This is a genomic window from Colwellia sp. 12G3, from assembly GCF_002836775.1.
Classification (GTDB): Bacteria; Pseudomonadota; Gammaproteobacteria; order Enterobacterales; family Alteromonadaceae; genus Colwellia.
In genome coordinates this window covers 1-24,189 of sequence record NZ_PJAQ01000067.1, presented here as the reverse complement: position 1 = coordinate 24,189, position 24,189 = coordinate 1, and the positions used below count along the sequence as shown (strand labels likewise).

Sequence of the window (24,189 nt, the reverse complement as noted above, 5' to 3'; positions counted from 1 at the left end):
GAGGTATTGAAAAATGGCTAAAGCAAAATTTGAACGTTTAAAACCGCATGTTAATGTTGGTACAATCGGTCACGTAGATCACGGTAAAACAACGTTAACAGCCGCTATCTCTGCGGTATTAACTAAAGTACACGGTGGTGAAGTTAAAGATTTCGCACAAATCGATAATGCTCCTGAAGAGCGTGAACGTGGTATTACAATCAATACTTCTCACATCGAATACGATACTGAAGTTCGTCACTACGCACACGTAGATTGTCCTGGTCACGCCGATTACATCAAAAACATGATCACTGGTGCTGCACAAATGGATGGCGCTATCTTAGTAGTTGCTGCTACAGATGGTCCTATGCCACAAACACGTGAGCATATCTTATTATCTCGTCAAGTTGGTGTTCCATACATCATCGTATTCATGAACAAATGTGATGTTGTTGATGATGAAGAGTTATTAGAATTAGTAGAAATGGAAATCCGTGAACTTCTTTCTGAATATGACTTCCCAGGTGATGATTTACCTGTAATTCAAGGTTCAGCTTTAGGCGCTCTTCAAGGCGACGAAAAGTGGGAAGCAAAAATCATTGAACTTGCTGATCAACTTGATAACTACATTCCAGAGCCAGAGCGTGCAATCGACGGAGCATTCATCATGCCTATCGAAGATGTATTCTCAATTGCTGGTCGTGGTACTGTTGTAACGGGTCGTGTTGAACGTGGTATCATCAAAATTGGTGAAGAAGTAGAAGTTGTTGGTATCCGTGATACACAAAAATCAACATGTACTGGTGTTGAAATGTTCCGTAAGCTTCTTGACGAAGGTCGTGCTGGCGAGAACTGTGGTGTTCTTCTACGTGGTCTTAAGCGTGAAGATGTTGAACGTGGTCAAGTACTATGTAAGCCTGGTTCAATTTCTCCTCATACTAAGTTCGAATCAGAAGTATACGTACTAAGTAAAGATGAAGGTGGTCGTCATACTCCATTCTTCAAAGGATACCGTCCACAGTTTTACTTCCGTACAACAGATATCACAGGTGCTGTAGAGCTTCCTGAAGGTGTTGAAATGGTAATGCCTGGCGACAACCTTAAGTTTGTTGTTGAGCTAATCAACCCAGTAGCGATGGACGAAGGTTTACGCTTCGCTATCCGTGAAGGTGGTCGTACTGTTGGTGCTGGTGTTGTTTCTAAAATTATTGCTTAACTTGCCACTAACTTCGATTTAGCGTCGTTGTAGGTACTCATTGACTAACGTCAACTCCGTGCCTACGCTTTGTTAAATCATCAGTTACTAAGCAAATGCATATTAGAAATTAAGTATCAATATCTAAGAAAGGTCGCTAACGCGGCCTTTTTTGTGCGTGAAATTTAGCAGTGATAAGACAATGTTAACGTTATCATTTATACGCTTTGGTAAGTATGAGTGGGTATCGACAAGGGTTGTGTTTTTTCAGCTGTGCTTAATTAGGTCGCTATTGCGCTTTAAATAATCATGTTCTGACTATTAGCAGGATCTATTACCGAGAAACGGCTTATATTAGCCAATACATCAAATACTTCTTGAGTAAAACACTGGGCTGAGTATAATAGCGCCTCACTTCTCGAGTATCTCTTATTTCCCAAAAAACTAAGATTCACCCGGTAAGTGTAACTATTGCTTTATAAGCGATCTGTAGGGGTGTAGTTCCAATTGGTAGAACAGCGGTCTCCAAAACCGATGGTTGGGAGTTCGAGTCTCTCCACCCCTGCCATTTTGAGTAAACATAGGTAAAGTTACGTATGTTGTATCGGCTTGTTATAACAAGTCGTGTTATTAGAAAGTATTTAAATACGGAATAGAATTATGAATGCAAGTACAGAAGAGCAACCAAGCAGTTCTTTCGATACAGTAAAGTGGGGAGTTATATTCTTACTTTTAGCTGGTGCTGTTGCGGGTAATTACGTTTACGGTGAACAATCAGTATTAATTAGAGCCGTTGCAGTTGTAGTAATGGTTGGTGTTGCTGGTTTAATTGCATTACAAACTGAAAAAGGTCGTAATGCCGCTATATTTGCAAAAGAAGCGCGTACTGAAGTACGTAAAGTTGTTTGGCCAACACGTCAAGAAGCCGTACAAACGACAGGTATTGTGTTAGTAGTGACTTTGTTGATGTCATTACTACTTTGGGGATTAGACTCCGTTCTTTTCTGGTTAGTTGGTTTAGTTACAGGTATGCAGGTTTAGTTATGTCTGAAGAAAATATGTCAGAAGAAAATATCTCTCCTGAAGGCGAAGAAAAGAAAGTAAATTTAAACCCGAAATTGCGTTGGTATGTAGTACAAGCATTTTCAGGTTATGAAGGTCGCGTTCAAAAAACATTACTTGAGCATATTGAAATCCACGGATTACAAGAAAAGTTTGGTGATATTTTAGTTCCTACTGAAGAAGTAGTAGAAATGCGCGCTGGTCAAAAGCGTAAAAGTTCTCGTAAATTCTTTCCAGGTTATGTACTAGTACAAATGGAAATGGATGTTGATGCTTGGCATTTAGTGAAAAGCGTACCGCGTGTACTTGGTTTTATTGGTGGTACGAGTGATCGTCCAGCACCAATTACCCAAAAAGAAGCAGACCGTATTTTACAGCGCCTTGAAGAAACAGATAAGCCTAAGCCTAAGACATTGTTTGAGCCAGGTGAAGTTATCCGTGTTATTGACGGACCATTTGTTGACTTTAGTGGTGTGGTTGAAGAGCTTGATTACGAGAAAAACCGTATCAAGGTATCAGTACTTATCTTCGGTCGTTCAACGCCTGTTGATTTAGAATTTGGTCAAGTTGAAAAAGGTAGCTAGTTAGCTGCTATTATTTCCTTGATTAAAAACGCTTGCCTTGTGCAGGCGTTTTTTGTTTATATCGTAGTATAATTACTTCAAGCTAATACCTACTAATAATTCTAGATTTATAAATAGGTATTACTTAATTCGCAATAACTAAGTTGAATCAATACGAATAACTTTGCACGAAGATAAGTTACCTCGCTTGCCCCAGTTTTAAGCATAATAAATAAAGAGCTAATACCTTTTATTAAATCTGTCATTGGGGAATAATATTTCGGTCCACGCTACTTTCACCTCTGTTCTCAATGACCAGTCATTGCTGTTATGGCTAATAAATACCAGGTAAAATTTTGTAAAAATTATTCACACCAGCGTTTATTTTTTGCCTGTGATCCTTAAGTCCACGTGATGCTGCACCTCACTCGAATCACTGTGGATGATTACCAACCAGTATAGCGACCTCTGATAATGAGGATATACGTGATTATCACCTTTCCATTAACCATTAGTTCATTGGATGCCAACTGATAATTGAGCGACAGTTTGATAGTACGCTTAGTTTTAGCGTGTTATTTATCAGGGGGAAGTTCCCTTTACCAATAAATCCTAGTTAACTAATAAGTACCTACTTCGTATTATCAATGTTGCTCTGTAATAATTCATTCAACTTATCGATTTTGGCTTCTAATACGAGCATATCTTCTTTCGTTGCGATGGTTTGTTTAGGTTTACCTTCTTCCTCATGCATTACTTGCATGGCATCGACAATAATCCCAATAAATAAGTTAAGCACCGCGAAGCTGGTAATAATGATAAAGGGTACAAAAAATACCCAAGAGAGCGGGAATAATTCCATGGTTGGACGAACTATGCCCATAGACCAACTTTCTAACGTCATCACCTGAAATAAGGTATAAGCGGAAGCACCTATGCTACCAAACCACTCCTGCATATTTACATCACTATGACTGCCAAATATTTTAGTTGTAAGTACCGCAGAGACATAAAATATAATACTTAAAACGCCGACGACTGATGCCATGCCAGGTAGTGAATGACCTAGTGCGCCAATCACACGGCGCATTTGCGGTACCACAGAAAGTAATCGCAATACCCGTAATATTCTAAAAGCACGTAGTACTGATAAAGCACCACTTGTAGGCGCCCAAGAAATAGCAACAATGATAAAATCGAACCAATTCCAACCGGAACGGAAAAAATCACCTTTATAGGCGATTAGTTTCAATAGTAACTCTAGGGTAAAAATAACTAATATTAACGTATCGATAATATGTAGAATGCCAACATTGGCTTTACCAAATGGGCTGGTTTCCAGTCCAAGGGTAAAGGCATTGAAAAGGATAAGGGCGATAAGTGCATGTTGAAATTTTTTACTTTCAACAACGCTGCGTATTTTTCTACGAGCCAGGGTTGTAGATGACATATAAATACTCGGTGGATGACTAATATGGTTAAAATGTTGACGTAAACACGAAATTCAGAAAAGTAATTTTATACTATATAGCAGGGCGATTTTGTTAGTAAATGTTATGAGCCGTGTTCAGATAATAGGGACGAACTTGGGGTAAATACCAAAGGTTCACTTTTTATTAACATTTATCCAGAGAACTACAGTAGTTTGGATAATAAATGATTATACTATGCGCCAGAAAAATCATCATGAAGTAATACACAAAAGGATAGTATTCAATGCGCCCATTTAAACTTTCAAAATTATGCCAATTCATTGGCTTATCTGTTTTTTCATTATCGTTATCAGCAGCAGAGCAACCAAGTGCAGAGTCTTTAGTAGACAATGCATATATTGGTGGTCATGCTATGTACTTAAAAACGGATGAAGATCGTCTGTTTAATAGTAATGCTAACTCTGCTATTGATCATGCTTCGGGCCTAGGTGTTGAAGGTGGGTACCGCCTAACAGAGTTATTCGAAACTAGGCTTTCATATACACACTTTAAACCTGTTGCACAAAATAATAACTATGACTTACCCGCAGGTAAGAGTATTGCGCTAGATTTATTATACTTCCCATTCAAAGAAAGCTTTTATGTTGTTGGTGGTGCCGATTTCTTAGATGTTGAAAAATCAAACCTATCTGCAGCGTTAGGGGCTGGCTATCGTCATTACTTAAGTCAGAATATGGCACTTTATTTTGAAGGAAAAGGACATTATCAATTTGATGATAACTATACCGATTTCTCTACGAAGTTAGGTTTTATTTATTACTTTGGTAGTCAGCCAGCTAAAATTAAACGTGCTGAACCAGCTAAAGTAGCACCTGTAGCAGTTGTTGCTCCGGTAGCTATGGTAGTAGAAAAAGATAGTGATATTGACGGTATCGTTGATAGCAAAGATCATTGTGGCAATACACCTACGACTGACAAAGTAGATAACATGGGTTGTACTGTTTTCACTGAACAGCAAGAAACAATTCAATTACGTGTAAATTTTGATAATAGCAAGGCAGTGGTAAAAGCAGAATATAAAGATGAAATAGCTAAAGCTGCTGACTTTATGAAAACTTATCCACATGTAAGTTTAACTATTAACGGCCATAGCTCAGCACAAGGTGGGGCTAAGTTTAATCAAAGTTTGTCAGCTAAGCGTGCTCAAGCTGTTGTTGATGTATTAATCAATGAATTTTCAATTGATGCGAGTCGATTAAAAGCAATAGGTTATGGGGAGAGTAGATTATTAAATAAAAATAACACTGCCGCTGCCCATGAGCAAAATCGTCGCATTGAAGCGACAGTAAGTACAGTAAAAAAAGTAGCAGAACAACGCTAATTGGCAGAGTAAATAGTGGTATCACGCGGTTCCAGATTATTGCTATTTTCTCCGTTACAATAAAAGCGCTTGAAATGAGGTGGCTGGTTAATATATAATCCGCTGCCGCTTATTTTTAGCGCGCACGAAAAACGCTTTATTATGTTGTGAAAATAACTGTTTTTAAAGCGAATTTTGTAAACAGGGAAGCGAAAACTTTGCGATAAATTGGTAAATTCCACTTTAGTGTTAAGTAGATTGCGTTAACTACCCAAACAAAAGGTATTTTAAAATGGCTAAGAAAGTCCAAGCTTTAATCAAGCTACAAGTAGCTGCTGGTGCAGCTAACCCGTCACCACCAGTTGGTCCTGCATTAGGTCAACATGGTGTTAACATCATGGAATTCTGTAAAGCGTTCAACGCGAAAACAGATTCTTTAGAAAAAGGCGCTCCGGTTCCAGTAGTAATTACTGTATATAGTGACCGTTCGTTTACTTTCGAAACAAAAACTCCACCTGCTTCTTTCTTATTGAAAAAAGCAGCTGGCATAAAAAGCGGCTCTGGTCGTCCTAACACTGATAAAGTTGGCACTGTTACTACAGCTCAACTTGAAGAAATTGTTAAGACAAAAGAACCTGATTTAACTGCTAGTTCACTTGAAGCTGCAGTGCGTACCATTGCGGGTTCTGCTCGTTCAATGGGTTTAGTGGTAGAGGACTAATCAATGGCTAAATTATCAAAACGCGCTCGTCTTATCCGTGAAAAAGTAGACGTAACAAAAGAATATGATATCAACGAAGCAGTTTCTTTATTAAAAGAATTTGCTACAGCTAACTTCCGTGAAAGCGTAGATGTTGCTGTAAATCTTGGTATTGACGCTCGTAAATCAGATCAAAACGTTCGTGGTGCTACAGTATTACCAAATGGTACTGGTCGTGACGTACGTGTTGCTGTATTTACACAAGGCGAAAACGCAGAAAAAGCTAAAGCAGCTGGTGCAGACATTGTTGGTATGGAAGATTTAGCTGCGCTTGTAAAAGCTGGCGAAATGAACTTCGACGTTGTTATTGCTTCTCCTGATGCTATGCGTGTTGTTGGTCAACTAGGTCAAATCTTAGGCCCTCGTGGTTTAATGCCTAACCCTAAAGTTGGTACAGTAACTCCTGACGTAGCTGGCGCTGTTAAAAACGCTAAGTCTGGTCAGATCCGTTACCGCAACGACAAGAACGGTATCATCCATACTACTATTGGTAAGGCTGATTTCGAACCTGCACAATTGCAAGAAAACTTAGAGTCTTTGCTAGAAGCGCTTAAAAAAGCTAAACCTGCAAATGCTAAAGGTCAATACTTGAAGAAAGTTTCTCTTTCTACAACTATGGGTGCCGGTGTTACCGTCAACCAAGCAACTCTTTCTCAAGCTTAATATTACCTGTAATTTATTACCTGTAACTATTGTTGAGTAAAGTTTTGTGTATTGAATCTTTACAAGGGCGAAATTATAACCTATAATTTCGCCCCTTAAATTTTGGTAGGAGTTGTGTGGTTTTTTGGCCTGTTTTTCGAGTAAAATCGAATAAAGCCAAATAAATACACGACCCCCGTCCAAGACCGTAGGTGTAGTTATTTCTTCTGATTTAACTACTTAATTTATCCTACGTAGATGGTGATTACCCAGATATTTTCTTACATTCTGGTCCTCGCCGTTATGGCCTAGTCAATAAGTAATTGTTGATTAGGGATTGTAAATACCGGTACTTTTTACCGGTCTGAACCAGGAGTTAAAGCCAATGGCTATCAATCTTGATGACAAAAAAGCAATTGTTGCTGAAGTTCAAGAAGCTGCTAATGGCGCTCACTCAGTTGTAATCGCGGATGCCCGTGGTGTTACAGTTGAAGCAATTACTGTATTGCGTAAGCAAGCACGTGAAAGTGGCGTATGGATGAAAGTTGTCCGTAACACATTAGCACGTCGTGCAGTAGAAGGTACTGAATTTGAATGTGTCGCTGACGTATTCAAAGGACCTTCATTAATTGCTTTTTCAAGTGATCACCCAGGTGCTGCTGCACGTTTATTCACAGCTTTCGCTAAAACTAACGAAAACTTTGAATTAAAAGCAGCTGCATTTGAAGGTAACGCAGTAGACGTAAATATGTTAGCTAAGCTACCTACTTACGACGAAGCGATTTCACGTTTGATGAGCGTTATGAAAGAAGCATCTGCAGGCAAGTTAGCCCGCACGTTTGCTGCTATACGCGATCAGAAAGAACAGGAAGCTGCATAGGTTATATAAGCTTTTTGCTTATAACCAAGCTTTTTGTATTTAGAGTTATTTCAAACAGTGTTTTTTATTACTTACATAAGAAAGTAAAAAGACCTGTTTATTAAAAATTAGGAAATTATAGTATGTCTATTTCTAAAGACGATATCTTAAACGCAGTTGCTGAAATGTCAGTAATGGACGTTGTTGCTTTAATCGAAGCAATGGAAGAAAAATTTGGTGTTTCTGCTTCTGCAGCTGTTGCAGCTGCTGGACCTGCTGAATCTGCTGAAGAACAAAGCGAATTCAACGTTGTTATGACTAGCTTCGGTGAGAAGAAAGTTGCAGTAATCAAAGCAGTTCGTGGCGCTACAGGTTTAGGCCTTAAAGAAGCTAAAGACTTAGTTGAAGCTCTTGGCGTTGTTAAAGAAGGCGTAGATAAAGCTGAAGCTGAAGCGCTTAAGACACTTCTTGAAGAAGCTGGTGCTTCTGTTGAGATCAAATAATCTGTTTTTAAACAGATTATTTGCCTGAAAAGGCATGGCTGGTGATTTAAACGTCACCGGCCTTTTTGCGCTTTTGTTGTTAAAGAATAAATGATACTTTTATCCTTTAACAAAGCATTATTAAGCGTTTAGGTGATTTTCTCGTTATTAGAGAAGCATCTAGTAATATTTAGACGTAAATATTACAGCATAACCTGTCTAACTGAGCTTTGCTCAGTAGGCAGATTTGGCCATAACCAGCAAGCTGAGGAACCCCATGGCTTACTCATACTTTGAGAAAAAGCGAATTAGAAAGGACTTTGGTAAAAGTGCACAAGTAATGGAATATCCATTCTTGTTGTCCATTCAACTCGATTCTTTCCGCAAGTTTATTGATATTGACGCAACAGGTGAAACCGGTCTAGAGGCTGCTTTTCGTTCTATTTTCCCGATTAAAGCTTATTCAGGTAGCTCAGAATTACAATATGTTAGCTATCGTTTAGGTGAACCATTATTTGACGTTAAAGAATGTCAAATTCGTGGTGTAACTTATTCAGCACCATTACGCGTAAAATTACGCTTAGTGGTTTATGATAAAGAAGCCGCTGCAGGTACTGTTAAAGATATCAAAGAGCAAGAAGTGTACATGGGCGAAATCCCGTTGATGACAGATAACGGTACTTTCGTAATAAATGGTACTGAGCGTGTTATCGTTTCACAATTACATCGTTCTCCAGGTGTATTCTTTGATCACGATAAAGGTAAAACTCACTCATCGGGTAAAGTATTATATAACGCACGCGTTATTCCTTACCGCGGTTCATGGTTAGACTTTGAATTTGATCCAAAAGATAACTTATTTGTACGTATAGATAGACGCCGTAAATTACCCGCGTCAATCATTTTACGCGCACTAGAATATTCTACTGAAGAAATTTTAGCGATGTTCTATGACACAACTGAATACACCATTAAAGGTGATAAGTTGATCATGGATCTTATTCCTGAACGTCTTCGTGGTGAAACAGCTATTTTTGATATTTCTATCAAAAAGGGTGAAGTGTTAGTTGAATCTGGTCGTCGTATTACAGCACGTCACATTCGCTCTTTATCAAAAGCAAAAATTGAAAAACTCGAGGTCCCAGCAGAATATATTGTTGGTCGTGTTTTATCAAAAGCTTATATCGACAAATCTACTGGTGAAGTCATTGCTGAAGCAAATGCTGAAATCACTTTAGAATTATTAGCCGAGCTTAGCCAAGCGGGCCATAAAGTAATCTCTACTTTATACATGAACGAATTCGATGTTGGTTCATACATGTCTGACACTCTTCGTGTTGATGGTTCAACTAACAAGTTAGAAGCGTTAGTTGAAGTATATCGCATGATGCGTCCAGGCGAGCCACCAACGAAAGATGCTGCAGAAACGTTGTTTAACAACTTATTCTTCGCATCAGAGCGTTATGACTTATCAAAAGTAGGTCGTATGAAGTTCAACCGTCGTGTTGGCAACGCAGATGATGTTGGTACTGGTATCTTGTCTAAAGAAGACATTATCTCAGTAATGAAAACCCTAATCGGCATTCGTGACGGTAAAGGTGAAGTTGATGATATCGATCACTTAGGTAACCGTCGTATTCGCTCTGTTGGCGAAATGGCTGAAAACCAATTCCGTGTTGGTCTTGTTCGTGTTGAACGTGCAGTACGTGAGCGTTTAAGTCTTGGTGACTTAGATGCAATCATGCCACAGGATTTAATCAACGCTAAGCCAATTTCTGCGGCAGTGAAAGAGTTCTTTGGCTCATCACAATTGTCACAGTTTATGGATCAAAACAACCCGTTATCAGAAGTCACGCATAAGCGTCGTATTTCTGCCTTAGGGCCGGGTGGTTTAACCCGTGAACGTGCTGGTTTTGAAGTACGTGATGTACATCCAACGCATTACGGTCGTGTTTGTCCAATCGAAACGCCAGAGGGACCAAACATTGGTTTGATCAACTCGCTTTCGTGTTACGCACGTACCAATGATTACGGTTTCTTAGAAACACCTTACCGCAAAGTAATTGACGGTTTGGTTACTGACGACATTGATTATTTATCAGCGATTGAAGAGGGTAACTTTGTTATCGCTCAGGCAAATGCTGAACGTGATGATAACAACAAGTTAGTACAAGAATTAGTTAACTGTCGTCATAAAAATGAATTTACCTTAAAAGCTTCTGCTGAAGTTCAATATATGGATGTTTCTCCACAGCAAATTATTTCTGTTGCGGCGTCACTTATTCCATTCCTTGAACACGATGATGCTAACAGAGCCTTGATGGGTTCGAACATGCAACGTCAAGCTGTACCTACTCTAAGAGTTGATAAACCTCTTGTTGGTACAGGTATGGAAAAAGTAGTAGCTGTTGACTCAGGTGTTACTGCAGTTGCCAAACGTGGCGGTGTAGTAAGCTATGTTGATGCATCACGCATTGTTGTAAAAGTTAACGAAAATGAAATGCATGCTGGTGAAGCCGGTATTGATATTTATAACTTAACTAAATACACGCGTTCTAACCAAAATACTTGTATCAACCAACGTCCAGTGTGTCGTATGGGTGAGCCAGTTGTACGTGGTGATGTATTAGCTGATGGTCCTTCAACAGATATGGGTGAATTGGCTTTAGGTCAAAACATGCGTATCGCATTTATGCCGTGGAATGGTTACAACTTCGAAGATTCAATGTTGTTATCTGAGCGTGTTGCTATAGAGGATAGATTTACTACTATTCACATTCAAGAGTTAACGTGTATTGCACGTGATACTAAGCTTGGTAGTGAAGAAATTACGGCAGATATTCCAAACGTAGGCGAATCAGCATTATCTAAATTAGATGAAGCGGGTGTTGTTTATATTGGTGCTGAAGTAAATGGTGGTGATATCTTAGTAGGTAAAGTAACCCCTAAAGGTGAAACACAACTTACGCCAGAAGAAAAACTACTACGAGCAATTTTCGGTGAGAAAGCTGCGGACGTTAAAGATAGTTCATTACGTGTACCTAACTCTGTTAAAGGTACTATCATCGATGTTCAAATATTTACACGCGACGGTGTTGAAAAAGATGCTCGTGCTGTTGAAATTGAACAAATGCAACTTAAAGAAGTTAAGAAAGATCTTGGCGATGAATTAAGCATTTTAGAAGATGGTATTTACGCACGTACTAAGAAATTGTTGTTATCTACAGGTCTTAATGAGTCAGACTTAATGTCTATGTCTCGTGACAAGTGGTTAACACAAAACTTATCTGATGAAGGTCAACAAGCTGAACTTGAGCAAATTGCTGAGCAATTTGACAATATCAAGCAAGACTTTGATAAGAAGTTTGAAGTTAAGCGTCGTAAGATCACTCAAGGTGATGACTTACAACCAGGCGTATTAAAGATTGTTAAGGTTTACTTAGCCGTTAAACGTCACATACAGCCAGGTGATAAAATGGCTGGTCGTCATGGTAACAAGGGTGTTATTTCAAACGTAGTACCTGTTGAAGATATGCCATACGATGAGCACGGTGTACCAGTTGATATCGTATTGAACCCGTTAGGTGTTCCGTCACGTATGAACATTGGTCAGATCTTAGAAACTCACTTAGGTATGGCGTGTCGCGGTATCGGTGAAAAGATCAACCGTATGTTAGAAGCACAACAAGAAATTCACAAACTACGTAACTTCATTCAAGAAGTCTACAATGTAGGTGAGTCTCGTCAAGTAGTTGATGTTGCTAGTTTCTCTGATGATGAAGTTTTACGCTTAGCAGGTAACTTACGTGCAGGTCTACCAATTGCTACACCAGCATTTGATGGCGCAGCTGAAAAAGAAATCAAAGAGTTATTCGTGCTTGCTGATATGCCACAAAGTGGACAGTTCGTATTAACTGATGGCCGTACCGGTCGTGAGTTTGAGCGTCCTGTTACTGTTGGTTATATGTATATGTTAAAACTGAACCATTTAGTTGATGACAAAATGCATGCTCGTTCAACGGGTTCTTACTCACTAGTAACTCAGCAACCACTTGGTGGTAAAGCTCAGTTCGGTGGTCAGCGTTTCGGTGAGATGGAAGTATGGGCACTTGAAGCTTATGGTGCTGCTTATACCTTGCAAGAAATGCTTACAGTTAAGTCTGATGATGTTAACGGTCGTACTAAGATGTATAAAAACTTAGTAGATGGTGATCATCGCATGGAACCAGGCATTCCTGAGTCATTCAACGTATTGTTGAAAGAAATCCGCTCGTTAGGTATTAACATCGAGTTGGACAAAGACTAGGTATTAAGCCACAAGTCAGCTGAGCTTATCCTGATGGATAAGCCGGTAAGCGGAGAAGGCAAATGATTTTGCCTTCTTCTCAAAGTTTAACTCCGACAGGAGAAGTGTGTGAAAGATTTACTTAAGTTTCTTAAGCAACAGAATCAAACCGAAGATTTCGATGGTATTCGCATCGGCTTAGCATCACCAGATTTGATGCGTTCTTGGTCATTTGGTGAAGTTAAAAAGCCAGAAACCATTAACTACCGTACTTTTAAACCAGAACGTGACGGCTTATTCTGTGCACGTATTTTTGGGCCAGTAAAGGACTATGAATGCCTTTGTGGTAAGTACAAACGCTTAAAGCATCGTGGTGTTATCTGTGAAAAATGTGGCGTAGAAGTTACATTGACTAAAGTTCGTCGTGACCGTATGGGTCATATCGAATTAGCAAGTCCAGTAGCTCACATCTGGTTCTTAAAATCATTACCTTCACGTATTGGTTTATTACTAGATATGACATTACGTGATATCGAACGTGTGCTTTATTTCGAGTCATATGTTGTAACCGAGCCAGGTTTAACAACATTAGAAAAAAGCCAAATTCTAACAGAAGAAGAATATCTTGACGCGTTAGAAGAACACGGTGATGAATTCGACGCCCTAATGGGTGCTGAAGCTGTTTTAGCTTTACTACAACAAATCGATTTAGACGGTGAAGTAGCGCAAATGCGTGAAGAATTACCTGAGATTGGTAGTGAAACTAAGCGTAAGAAAATCACTAAGCGTTTAAAATTAATGGAAGCATTCGCTGCTTCAGGCAACAAGCCTGAGTGGATGATTATGAATGTTCTACCAATTTTACCGCCAGATTTACGTCCATTAGTACCACTAGATGGTGGTCGTTTCGCGACTTCTGATCTTAACGATCTTTACCGTCGTGTTATAAACCGTAACAACCGTCTAAAACGTCTTCTAGACCTAGTTGCTCCAGATATTATCGTACGTAACGAAAAACGTATGTTACAAGAATCTGTTGATGCACTTTTAGATAATGGTCGTCGTGGTCGTGCTATAACGGGTTCTAACAAACGTCCTCTTAAATCTCTTGCCGATATGATTAAAGGTAAGCAAGGTCGTTTCCGTCAGAATTTACTAGGTAAGCGTGTTGATTACTCTGGTCGTTCTGTAATCACGGTTGGTCCAACGCTTAAACTACATCAATGTGGTTTACCTAAAAAAATGGCACTTGAGTTATTCAAGCCATTTATTTATGGTTTATTAGAGCGTCGTGGTTTAGCTACTACGATTAAAGCGGCTAAGAAATTAGTTGAACGTGAAGGCGCTGAAGTTTGGGATGTACTTGATGAAGTAATCCGCGAACATCCAGTAATGCTTAACCGTGCACCAACACTTCATAGATTGGGTATCCAAGCTTTTGAACCTGTGTTGATTGAAGGTAAAGCAATTCATCTTCATCCACTAGTTTGTGCGGCATACAATGCCGATTTCGATGGTGACCAAATGGCGGTACACGTACCGTTGACAATCGAAGCACAAATGGAAGCACGTACGTTGATGATGTCAACGAACAACGTCTTAGCACCAGCTAACGGTGAGCCAATTATCGTTCCATCACAGGATGTTGTATTAGGTCTTTATTACCTAACACGCGATCGTGTAAATGGTTTAGGCGAAGGTATGATTTTTACCGACGAGAAAGAAGTAGAAAAGGCTTACCGTACAGGTGTAGCTGAACTTCACGCTCGCGTTAAAGTTCGTATTACTGAGCACGTTAAAAACGCTGCCGGTGAATGGGAACCAGTTACTGCATTACGTGATACTACGGTTGGTCGTGCCATTATGTGGCAAGTATGTCCTAAGGGCTTACCTTATGACCTAATTGATCGACCACTTGGTAAAAAACCAATTTCTAAATTGATTAACCATGCTTATCGTAACTTAGGTTTAAAAGAAACGGTAATGTTTGCTGACCAAATCATGTACACAGGTTTCCATTATGCGATGATCGCAGGTTGTTCTGTTGGTATCGATGATATGGTTATTCCTGATGCTAAGTACACTATCATTGAAGATTCTGAAGCTGAAGTTGCTGAAATTCAAGCTCAGTTTGAGCAAGGTCTTGTAACTGCTGGTGAAAAATACAACAAAGTAATTGATATCTGGTCATCTGCTAACGAAAAAGTTTCGAAGGCAATGATGGACAATTTATCTAAAGAAACTGTTATCAATGCTAAAGGTGAGCCAGAAGAACAAGATTCTTTCAACTCTATCTTTATGATGGCTGACTCGGGTGCTCGTGGTAGTGCTGCGCAGATTCGTCAGCTAGCTGGTATGCGTGGTTTGATGGCTAAACCAGATGGTTCAATCATCGAAACACCAATCACAGCTAACTTCCGTGAAGGTTTGAACGTATTACAATACTTCATCTCAACTCACGGTGCGCGTAAAGGTCTTGCCGATACCGCGCTTAAAACAGCTAACTCGGGTTACCTAACTCGTCGATTAGTTGATGTTGCACAAGATTTAGTGGTAACAAACCACGATTGTGGTACACATGACGGTTTATTAATGACACCATTGATTGAAGGTGGTGATGTTGTTGAACCTTTACGTGAACGAGTTCTTGGTCGTGTTGTTTGTGATGATGTACTTATCCCAGGCACAGAAGAAGTACTTCTTCCACGTAATACATTAATTGATGAAGCACTTTGTGATCTTATTGAAGCAAATTCAGTAGATCAAATTAAAGTACGCTCAATCATTACCTGTAAAACTGACTTTGGTATTTGTGCTAACTGTTATGGTCGTGATTTGGCTCGTGGTCATATGATCAACCAAGGTGAAGCTATTGGTGTAGTTGCTGCACAATCAATTGGTGAACCTGGTACACAGCTTACCATGCGTACGTTCCATATCGGTGGTGCTGCATCTCGTGCTACTGCTGAAAACAGCGTACAAGTTAAAAATACTGGTCATTTGAAATTACAAAACGCTAAGTTTGTTACAAACTCAGATAAGCATCTTGTAATTACATCACGTTCATCAGAGTTAACTATCATTGATGAGATGGGTCGTGAGAAAGAACGTTATAAAGTACCTTACGGTTCTGTACTTTCTAAAAATGACGGTCAAGCAGTTACCTCTGGCGATACTATCGCTAATTGGGACCCGCATACTCACCCTATTATCACAGAAGTTGCTGGTAAGGTTCAATTCGTTGACCTTGCAGATGGCATAACTATGGTTCGCCAAACTGATGAGTTAACAGGTTTATCAAGTATCGTTATTACTGATGCGGCTCAACGTAACACGACAGGTAAAGAAATGCGTCCAGCATTGAAACTTGTTGATGCGAAAGGCAATGAAGTAATGATTGCTGGTACAGAAATACCAGCACTTTATTACTTACCAGGTAATGCGATTGTTAATCTTGAAGATGGCGCGGATGTTGGCGTTGGTGATGCACTAGCTCGTATACCACAAGCAAGTTCAAAAACTCGCGATATTACCGGTGGTCTTCCACGTGTAGCTGATTTATTTGAAGCGCGTAAACCTAAACTTCCTGCGATTCTTGCAGAGAAAACAGGTGTTGTTGCTTTCGGTAAAGAAACCAAAGGTAAAGTACGCTTATTGATTACTCAGCCTAGCGGTGAAGTTTACGAAGAGATGATCCCGAAAACGCGTCTATTGAATATCTATGAAGGTGAGCCAGTAATCAAAGGTGAAGTTATTGCCGATGGTCCTGAATCTCCACATGATATCTTGCGTTTACGTGGTGTTGCTCCAGTTGCTAACTACATTGTTAACGAAGTACAAGAAGTTTACCGTCTACAGGGTGTTAAGATTAACGATAAGCACATTGAAGTTATCGTACGTCAAATGATCCGTAAGTGTGAAATTCTTGATGCAGGTGATTCTACTTTCCTTAAAGGCGAGCAAGTTGAAGTGGCGCGAGTTAATATCTCAAACCGTGAACTTGAAGCTGAAGGCAAACGTCCAGCTGAATATGAAATGCAGATGATGGGTATTACTAAAGCATCATTGGCAACTGAATCATTCATTTCAGCAGCATCTTTCCAAGAAACTACCCGTGTGCTTACAGAAGCCGCTGTAGCAGGTAAGAAAGATGGTCTTCGTGGCTTGAAAGAGAACGTTATCGTTGGTCGCTTAATACCAGCAGGTACCGGTTACTCTTACCATCAAGAACGTGCTAAAGCGAAAGCTAAAGCGAAAGAAAAAGTAGACACAACTGTATCAGCAGATGATGCAGAAAAGGCCCTTATGGATGCCTTAAATGGTGATTTACTGTCAGGTAATAACTAATATCTTGTTATAAAGGCTAGCTCTGCTAACCCTATAGTAAAATGTTATTATAAAAACCGTGCCTTGAAAGGGGTGCGGTTTTTCGTTTTTAGCGGAAGATCATAATACCGATCGCAGTTAAACCTTGACAGCTCAATCATTGACCTATAGAATTTCGCGACCTTATATTCTGTACTCAATGTGCTTAATGTAAAAAGAGTGAAGAATTTCACCCTTTTATAAGGTAAATATTTTACGAGCGGGTAAACTTTTCCCATTGATTTAAAGTTTACGCAATTATTTATCAAGGCTACTTTCCTTGGTAACAACTAATCAGGAGCTATAATGGCAACTATTAACCAACTAGTACGTAAACCACGTGTTAGACAGGTAACAAAAAGTAACGTTCCGGCGCTACAAGCTTGTCCACAACGTCGTGGTGTTTGTACTCGTGTGTACACTACTACACCAAAAAAACCTAACTCAGCTTTACGTAAAGTAGCTCGTGTTCGTTTAACTAACGGCTTCGAAGTAACTTCATACATCGGTGGTGAAGGTCACAACTTACAAGAGCATAGCGTGATTTTAATCCGTGGTGGTCGTGTTAAAGATTTACCAGGTGTGCGTTATCACACTGTTCGTGGCGCGCTAGATTGTTCTGGTGTAAGCGATAGAAGACAAGGCCGTTCTAAATACGGTGCTAAACGACCTAAATCTTAAGTTTCCTTCCTTTACCTACTAGCTAGGTAAAAGAAAAAAACGTTAAGTAAGGCCAAATTAAGAAATTTTTAAAATTTATATATTTTGGATTTATCCTGAATACTACGGAGAATTAAGATGCCAAGAAGACGCGTCGTTGGGCAACGTAAAATATTGCCAGATCCTAAGTTCCATAACGAACTTTTAGCAAAATTCATCAACATCCTTATGGTTGATGGTAAGAAATCTACTGCCGAAAAAATTGTTTACGGTGCATTAGATATTTTAGCTGACAAATCTGAAAAGCCTCAGTTAGAGCTTTTCGAAGAAGCTTTAGATAACATCCGCCCATCTGTCGAAGTTAAATCTCGTCGTGTTGGTGGTTCTACTTATCAAGTTCCAGTTGAAGTACGTCCAGTGCGTCGTAATGCTCTAGCCATGCGTTGGTTAGTTGAAGCAGCTCGTAAACGTGGTGAAAAATCAATGGCTCAGCGCCTAGCTAACGAAATGTTAGATGCGTCTGATAGCAAAGGTTCAGCGGTTAAGAAACGTGAAGACGTTCACCGTATGGCTGACGCTAACAAAGCATTCGCTCACTACCGCTGGTAAACTAGCAGTATTGACTGATTGTATTACCTACCTTTGGATGTTTATTAAAGGTAGGTACATGGCTAGCAAGAGTTACTCTTGCTAGCCATACTCTTTTTACGGACTTGTACTTTTAGTTAGTTCGTATAATTAATAAAAGTTTTATTAATTAAGTGTTTGGGTCTTTTAGCTGACTCAAAAATGAATGCTTACTTAATAACATTTAACAGGCATTGCTTGTTGAAATAGCCTGTAATAGTAAGAGGATAACATCTTGGCCCGTATCACCCCTATAGAGCGCTACCGTAATATTGGTATCTGTGCGCATGTTGATGCAGGTAAAACGACAACCACAGAACGTGTATTATTCTATACAGGTCTATCTCATAAGATTGGTGAAGTGCATGACGGCGCGGCCACTATGGACTGGATGGAACAAGAGCAAGAACGTGGTATCACCATAACTTCAGCAGCAACTACCTGTTTCTGGAAAGGCATGGAAGGTCAATTTGACTCTCACCGTATCAATATTATTGATACCCCAGGTCACGTTGATTTTACCATAGAAGTTGAACGTTCTTTACGTGTACTTGATGGTGCGGTACTTGTGTTATGTGGTTCTTCTGGTGTTCAGCCCCAAACCGAAACGGTTTGGCGTCAAATGGAAAAATATGCCGTACCACGTATTGTTTTTGTTAACAAAATGGATCGAACAGGTGCCGATTTTCTATATGTCGTCGAGCAACTTAAAACCCGTCTAGGTGCAAATGCAGTCCCTATACATTTAGCTATCGGTGCAGAAGACGAATTCGAAGGTGTTGTTGACCTTATTAAAATGAAAGCTATTAACTGGAACGAAAGTGACCAGGGAATGACATTTAGCTACGAAGAAATTCCTGCCGATATGCAAGATATGGCAGAAGAATGGCGAGAAAATTTAATTTCTGAAGCGGCAGAAGCCAATGAAGAGTTAATGGATAAATACCTTGAAGAAGGAGATTTAACCGAAGCAGAGATTAAAATAGGTTTACGTGCGCGTACACTCGCAAATGAAATTATCTTGTGTAGCTGTGGCAGTGCCTTTAAAAATAAAGGCGTTCAAGCTGTACTTGATGCCGTTGTTGAATACTTACCATCGCCTACAGAAGTTGCAGCGATTACCGGTATTAATGATGATGCAGATGAAACTGAAGGAACTCGCTCTGCTGATGATGATGCACCATTTTCAGCGCTAGCTTTTAAAATAGCAACTGATCCATTTGTTGGTACACTCACTTTCTTCAGAGTATATTCGGGTGTAGTGCAAACAGGTGATAGCGTTTACAATCCTGTAAAGGGTAAGAAAGAGCGCTTTGGTCGCATTGTACAAATGCACGCCAACGACAGGCAAGAGATTAAAGAAGTTCGCGCCGGTGATATAGCTGCTGCAATTGGTTTGAAAGATGTCACAACAGGTGATACTTTATGTGATGTTAAGCATGTTATTACGTTAGAGCGTATGGAGTTTCCTGAACCGGTAATCTCAGTTGCAGTTGAGCCGAGAACATTAGCAGCACAAGAGAAAATGGGTGTTGCGTTAGGTAAACTTGCCGCAGAAGACCCATCATTTAGAGTGGCAACTGACGATGAAACTGGACAGACCATCATCTCAGGTATGGGTGAGCTACACTTGGATATTCTTGTCGAACGTATGAAGCGTGAGTTTGGTGTTGAGTGTAACGTTGGTAACCCACAAGTATCTTACCGAGAAACCATTCGTAGTACGGTTGAAGTGGAAGGTAAATTTGTACGTCAATCTGGTGGTAAAGGTCAATTTGGACATGTTTGGTTGAAGATGGAACCAAACGAAGAAGGTGCTGGTTTTGAGTTTGTTAACGAAATTGTTGGCGGCGCAGTACCAAAAGAATTTATCCCTGCAGTAGAAAAAGGCTGTAGAGAGCAAATGGATAGCGGTGTTTTAGCCGGATATCCATTATTAGACATTAAAGTCACGCTTTATGATGGTTCTTTTCATGATGTTGACTCTAACGAGATAGCATTTAAAGTCGCTGCTTCTATGGGCTTTAGAAAAGGTGCACTTGAAGCAAACCCTGTTATTTTAGAGCCGATGATGAAAGTAGAAGTTACTACTCCTGAAACCAGTATGGGTGATGTTGTAGGTGACTTAAACCGTAGACGCGGTATGATTGACGGCATGGATGAAGGTCCTGCCGGTTTGAAAATTGTAAATGCATTGGTACCATTAGCCGAAATGTTCGGTTATGCTACCGACTTGCGTAGTGCTACTCAAGGACGTGCATCTTACTCTATGGAGTTTCAGCAGTATAATGAAGCGCCGAAAATGGTAGCACAAAAAATTATGGAAACTCGTTAGAGCATCCATTAAAGAATATTTAATTTACATCTGGCAAGGTCATTTTGACTGCGCCTTTTAATTTATATAGTTTACTAAACTTTAAGGTAATTGAAAAATGGCTAAAGCAAAATTTGAACGTTTAAAACCGCATGTTAACGTTGGTACAATCGGTCACGTAGATCACGGTAAAACAACTTTAACTGCTGCTATCTCTGCGGTATTAACTAAAGTACACGGTGGTGAAGTTAAAGATTTCGCACAAATCGATAATGCTCCTGAAGAGCGTGAACGTGGTATTACAATCAATACTTCTCACATCGAATACGATACTGAAGTTCGTCACTACGCACACGTAGATTGTCCTGGTCACGCCGATTACATCAAAAACATGATCACTGGTGCTGCACAAATGGATGGCGCTATCTTAGTAGTTGCTGCTACAGATGGTCCTATGCCACAAACACGTGAGCATATCTTATTATCTCGTCAAGTTGGTGTTCCATACATCATCGTATTCATGAACAAATGTGATGTTGTTGATGATGAAGAGTTATTAGAATTAGTAGAAATGGAAATCCGTGAACTTCTTTCTGAATATGACTTCCCAGGTGATGATTTACCTGTAATTCAAGGTTCAGCTTTAGGCGCTCTTCAAGGCGACGAAAAGTGGGAAGCAAAAATCATTGAACTTGCTGATCAACTTGATAACTACATTCCAGAGCCAGAGCGTGCAATCGACGGAGCATTCATCATGCCTATCGAAGATGTATTCTCAATTGCTGGTCGTGGTACTGTTGTAACGGGTCGTGTTGAACGTGGTATCATCAAAATTGGTGAAGAAGTAGAAGTTGTTGGTATCCGTGATACACAAAAATCAACATGTACTGGTGTTGAAATGTTCCGTAAGCTTCTTGACGAAGGTCGTGCTGGCGAGAACTGTGGTGTTCTTCTACGTGGTCTTAAGCGTGAAGATGTTGAACGTGGTCAAGTACTATGTAAGCCTGGTTCAATTTCTCCTCATACTAAGTTCGAATCAGAAGTATACGTACTAAGTAAAGATGAAGGTGGTCGTCATACTCCATTCTTCAAAGGATACCGTCCACAGTTTTACTTCCGTACAACAGATATCACAGGTGCTGTAGAGCTTCCTGAAGGTGTTGAAATGGTAATGCCTGGCGACAACCTTAAGTTTGTTGTTGAGCTAATCAACCCAGTAGCGATGGACGAAGGTTTACGCTTCGCTATCCGTGAAGGTGGTCGTACTGTTGGTGCTGGTGTTGTTTCTAAAATTATTGCTTAATTTGCCACTAACTTCGATTTAGCGTCGTTGTAGGTACTCATTGACTAACGTCAACTCCGTGCCTACGCCTTGTTAAATCATCAGTTACTAAGCAAATGCATATTAGAAATTAAGTATCAATATCTAAGAAAGGTCGCTAACGCGGCCTTTTTTGTGCCTGAAATTTGATAAACAGCTAAGTCATTTATTGAGTGATATATTAAGTAAATTGATTGATTACCTCGCAATAGCCTATAAAATATCAGTCGTCATTTCCGAAATTTCTGATCGGAAATCCATTGTCTCGACCATCATCACCAAAAGGATCACTAATGAACTGGCAACCAACACTTTCATGGCAGAATGCGCAAAAGCGCTCGGAAGTATTACACCAAGTTAGAGAATTCTTTAGGCAGCGTAAAGTTGTTGAAGTTGAAACCCCAGCCTTATCTCAAGGTACAGTGACAGACGTCTATTTAAATGCTATCTCATGCAAGTATGATTTTTTAGCAAATAGTCCAGCGGGTCACTCTACCGAATTATTTTTACAAACCTCACCAGAATTTCATATGAAGCGATTACTTGCTTCAGGTTATGGCTGTATTTTTCAAATTTCTAAAGCATTTCGTCATGAAGAGTCAGGTAAGAATCATAATCCTGAGTTTACGATGCTTGAATGGTATCGTATCGGCTTTGACCAGTTCGACTTGATGTCTGAGGTGGCTGAACTACTTCAAGTCGTTTTAGGTGGTAATAAGGCGTTATTTACTAGCTATCAAGATATCTTCATTACCACCGTTGCTGTTGACCCATTAGAGGCAAGTTTTGATGAGCTTGTTGAGATTTTAAACAAGTATGCTAAATCTGCTGATTGGCTAATTGAAATGAATGATGTCGACTTGCTACTGCAATTTATCTTTACTGAAATAATTGAACCAACCATTGGCATCAACCAGCCGCAATTTATCTATGACTTTCCGATAGCTCAAGCATCATTGGCAAAAAGATCAATTGACGATTCTCGGGTGGCACAACGGTTTGAATGTTACTTCAAAGGTATTGAGTTAGTTAACGGTTTTAATGAATTAACTGATGCCAATGAGCAGCAAATTAGATTTGAAGAAGATAATGCTAAACGAGCAGCTCAAGGTTTGCCGGTTAAACCAATAGATAAAAATTTTATTGCCGCCTTAACCCATGGATTACCACAGTGTTCAGGTGTTGCTTTAGGAATTGATAGACTGGTGATGCTAGCGCTTGATATTAAAAATATAAGTGAAGTACAGAGTTTTTCAATAGAACGAGCTTAATGGTAAATAAACAAAATTGAGATATGTCATATTGAGTTTTCCTCAAAGTGCTTTGTTAAGATAACTTGGTGCGCATAGAAGAAGTAAGAGTTTTACATTGTGAGTGTTTTTCGAGGTCAACAGTAGCCCCTTTAGTTGACCTAAGCAGGTCGACAGCCAACTAAATAATGATTGGCTAAGCGGAAGTTAGCTTCGAAATATTTGCGATATATTTTCTAATGAATAATTCATATCGTATTACTGAGAAGTCTCAGTAATAACCTAAAAACATCTGTATAAAGCCCTAATGCATTGATTTTATGTGTAATAATGTATTATTCCATGTTGGATATTACTGAGACTTCGCGGTAATATCCAAGTTACGATAAAAATAAAATATTTGTCGTTTCTAAAGCCTTGAAATTATGGGATATTAATAAGAATTAATTAAAGGTTATGGGATGGACATTACTGAGAAGTCTCCATAATAAGCTGTTAGCAATCAAGGAGGATTCCATTAATGTTCGGTGTTGATTCAGGTATTATCGGTGGCATTATTGCGGTTGCTTTATGTGCATACATTTCAAATAGAAATAGTCATAAATCTTATGATGGAAATCTAAGATATGGCTTGTTTGTTTTCTCTTTTGGTTGGATAACTTTATTTGCTACTTTCGGCCTTATTTATATTGTAGCGTTCACAGATCATGGAGGGCAATACATTGCCCTAAGCATCCTTATTTTAATGTTCGGGGGGATTTCTTTTTTCTCTCTAGCCGAAGGATTTGGTGTTAAAGGTAAATTTAATGACGAATTACTTGAGTTAAAAACGCCGTGGTCTGGTTCTAAAAAAGAAAGCTGGAGCAATCTGGAGTCGGTTGAATTTAATAGCGCATGTAGTTGGTATGCTTTTACTTTCAAAAGCGGCACTAAAATAAGGTTATCATATATGCTATCGGGACATGGCTTAGTTGTGGAACACGCTAAGTCTCTAGGCTTTGATTGCTAACAAGCCATTAAAGCAGGACT

Annotated in this window: 17 protein-coding genes and 1 tRNA gene; 17 read left to right on the top strand and 1 reads right to left on the bottom strand. The window is 39.5% G+C overall.

Annotated features, from left to right (window positions below; genetic code table 11):
* Nucleotides 1-13 precede the first annotated feature (13 nt).
* The 4 genes from tuf (CXF71_RS17540) to nusG all read left to right on the top strand — a co-directional run bounded on the left by tuf (CXF71_RS17540) (nt 14) and on the right by nusG (nt 2,823).
* Nucleotides 14-1,198: an elongation factor Tu gene (tuf, locus tag CXF71_RS17540; RefSeq protein WP_070375043.1), complete on the top strand. Its 1,185-nt coding sequence runs from the start codon at nt 14-16 to the stop codon at nt 1,196-1,198.
* A 470-nt stretch (nt 1,199-1,668) separates the two neighbouring features.
* A tRNA-Trp gene (locus CXF71_RS17535) sits at nt 1,669-1,745 on the top strand.
* Between the two features lie 92 nt (nt 1,746-1,837).
* Nucleotides 1,838-2,218: a preprotein translocase subunit SecE gene (gene secE, locus CXF71_RS17530; protein ID WP_101234246.1), complete on the top strand. Its 381-nt coding sequence runs from the start codon at nt 1,838-1,840 to the stop codon at nt 2,216-2,218.
* A gap of 17 nt (nt 2,219-2,235) precedes the next feature.
* Nucleotides 2,236-2,823, top strand: coding sequence for a transcription termination/antitermination protein NusG (gene nusG, locus CXF71_RS17525; RefSeq protein WP_101234268.1), 588 nt, complete (start codon nt 2,236-2,238; stop codon nt 2,821-2,823).
* 610 nt (nt 2,824-3,433) lie between these two features.
* Here nusG and CXF71_RS17520 read toward each other — a convergent pair.
* Nucleotides 3,434-4,252: an ion transporter gene (locus CXF71_RS17520; protein ID WP_101234245.1), complete on the bottom strand. Its 819-nt coding sequence runs from the start codon at nt 4,250-4,252 to the stop codon at nt 3,434-3,436.
* A gap of 266 nt (nt 4,253-4,518) precedes the next feature.
* Here CXF71_RS17520 and CXF71_RS17515 point away from each other — a divergent pair, with 266 nt between their 5' ends.
* From CXF71_RS17515 to CXF71_RS17455, 13 genes are all read left to right on the top strand, one after another.
* Nucleotides 4,519-5,616 carry an OmpA family protein gene (locus CXF71_RS17515; RefSeq protein ID WP_101234244.1) on the top strand — a complete coding sequence of 366 codons (1,098 nt, stop codon included), beginning with the start codon at nt 4,519-4,521 and terminating at the stop codon, nt 5,614-5,616.
* Nucleotides 5,617-5,887: 271 nt separating this feature from the next.
* Entirely contained in the window at nt 5,888-6,316 is a 429-nt protein-coding gene (gene rplK, locus CXF71_RS17510; protein ID WP_101234243.1) for a 50S ribosomal protein L11, read from the top strand.
* 3 nt (nt 6,317-6,319) lie between these two features.
* Nucleotides 6,320-7,018: a 50S ribosomal protein L1 gene (rplA, locus tag CXF71_RS17505; protein ID WP_101234242.1), complete on the top strand. Its 699-nt coding sequence runs from the start codon at nt 6,320-6,322 to the stop codon at nt 7,016-7,018.
* A gap of 364 nt (nt 7,019-7,382) precedes the next feature.
* Nucleotides 7,383-7,877, top strand: coding sequence for a 50S ribosomal protein L10 (gene rplJ / locus CXF71_RS17500; RefSeq protein ID WP_101234241.1), 495 nt, complete (start codon nt 7,383-7,385; stop codon nt 7,875-7,877).
* A 122-nt stretch (nt 7,878-7,999) separates the two neighbouring features.
* Nucleotides 8,000-8,359: a 50S ribosomal protein L7/L12 gene (gene rplL / locus CXF71_RS17495; protein ID WP_101234240.1), complete on the top strand. Its 360-nt coding sequence runs from the start codon at nt 8,000-8,002 to the stop codon at nt 8,357-8,359.
* 256 nt (nt 8,360-8,615) lie between these two features.
* On the top strand, nt 8,616-12,644 hold the full coding sequence (gene rpoB / locus CXF71_RS17490) for a DNA-directed RNA polymerase subunit beta (protein ID WP_101234239.1): 4,029 nt from the start codon (nt 8,616-8,618) through the stop codon (nt 12,642-12,644).
* Nucleotides 12,645-12,752: 108 nt separating this feature from the next.
* Entirely contained in the window at nt 12,753-16,970 is a 4,218-nt protein-coding gene (gene rpoC / locus CXF71_RS17485) for a DNA-directed RNA polymerase subunit beta' (protein WP_101234238.1), read from the top strand.
* Nucleotides 16,971-17,294: 324 nt separating this feature from the next.
* The gene (gene rpsL, locus CXF71_RS17480) at nt 17,295-17,669 is read left to right on the top strand and encodes a 30S ribosomal protein S12 (RefSeq protein ID WP_011045492.1); all 375 of its coding nucleotides are present in this window, start codon (nt 17,295-17,297) and stop codon (nt 17,667-17,669) included.
* Nucleotides 17,670-17,786: 117 nt separating this feature from the next.
* On the top strand, nt 17,787-18,257 hold the full coding sequence (gene rpsG / locus CXF71_RS17475; RefSeq protein WP_101230188.1) for a 30S ribosomal protein S7: 471 nt from the start codon (nt 17,787-17,789) through the stop codon (nt 18,255-18,257).
* Between the two features lie 253 nt (nt 18,258-18,510).
* Nucleotides 18,511-20,610: an elongation factor G gene (gene fusA, locus CXF71_RS17470; RefSeq protein WP_101234237.1), complete on the top strand. Its 2,100-nt coding sequence runs from the start codon at nt 18,511-18,513 to the stop codon at nt 20,608-20,610.
* Nucleotides 20,611-20,707: 97 nt separating this feature from the next.
* Nucleotides 20,708-21,892 (top strand): elongation factor Tu, encoded by a 1,185-nt coding sequence (tuf, locus tag CXF71_RS17465; RefSeq protein ID WP_070375043.1) that lies wholly within the window; start codon nt 20,708-20,710, stop codon nt 21,890-21,892.
* A 311-nt stretch (nt 21,893-22,203) separates the two neighbouring features.
* A complete protein-coding gene (gene epmA / locus CXF71_RS17460; RefSeq protein WP_101234236.1) occupies nt 22,204-23,181 on the top strand; it encodes an elongation factor P--(R)-beta-lysine ligase in 978 nt (325 codons plus the stop codon).
* A gap of 499 nt (nt 23,182-23,680) precedes the next feature.
* Nucleotides 23,681-24,169: a hypothetical protein gene (locus CXF71_RS17455; protein ID WP_101234235.1), complete on the top strand. Its 489-nt coding sequence runs from the start codon at nt 23,681-23,683 to the stop codon at nt 24,167-24,169.
* The last annotated feature ends 20 nt before the right edge of the window (nt 24,170-24,189 follow it).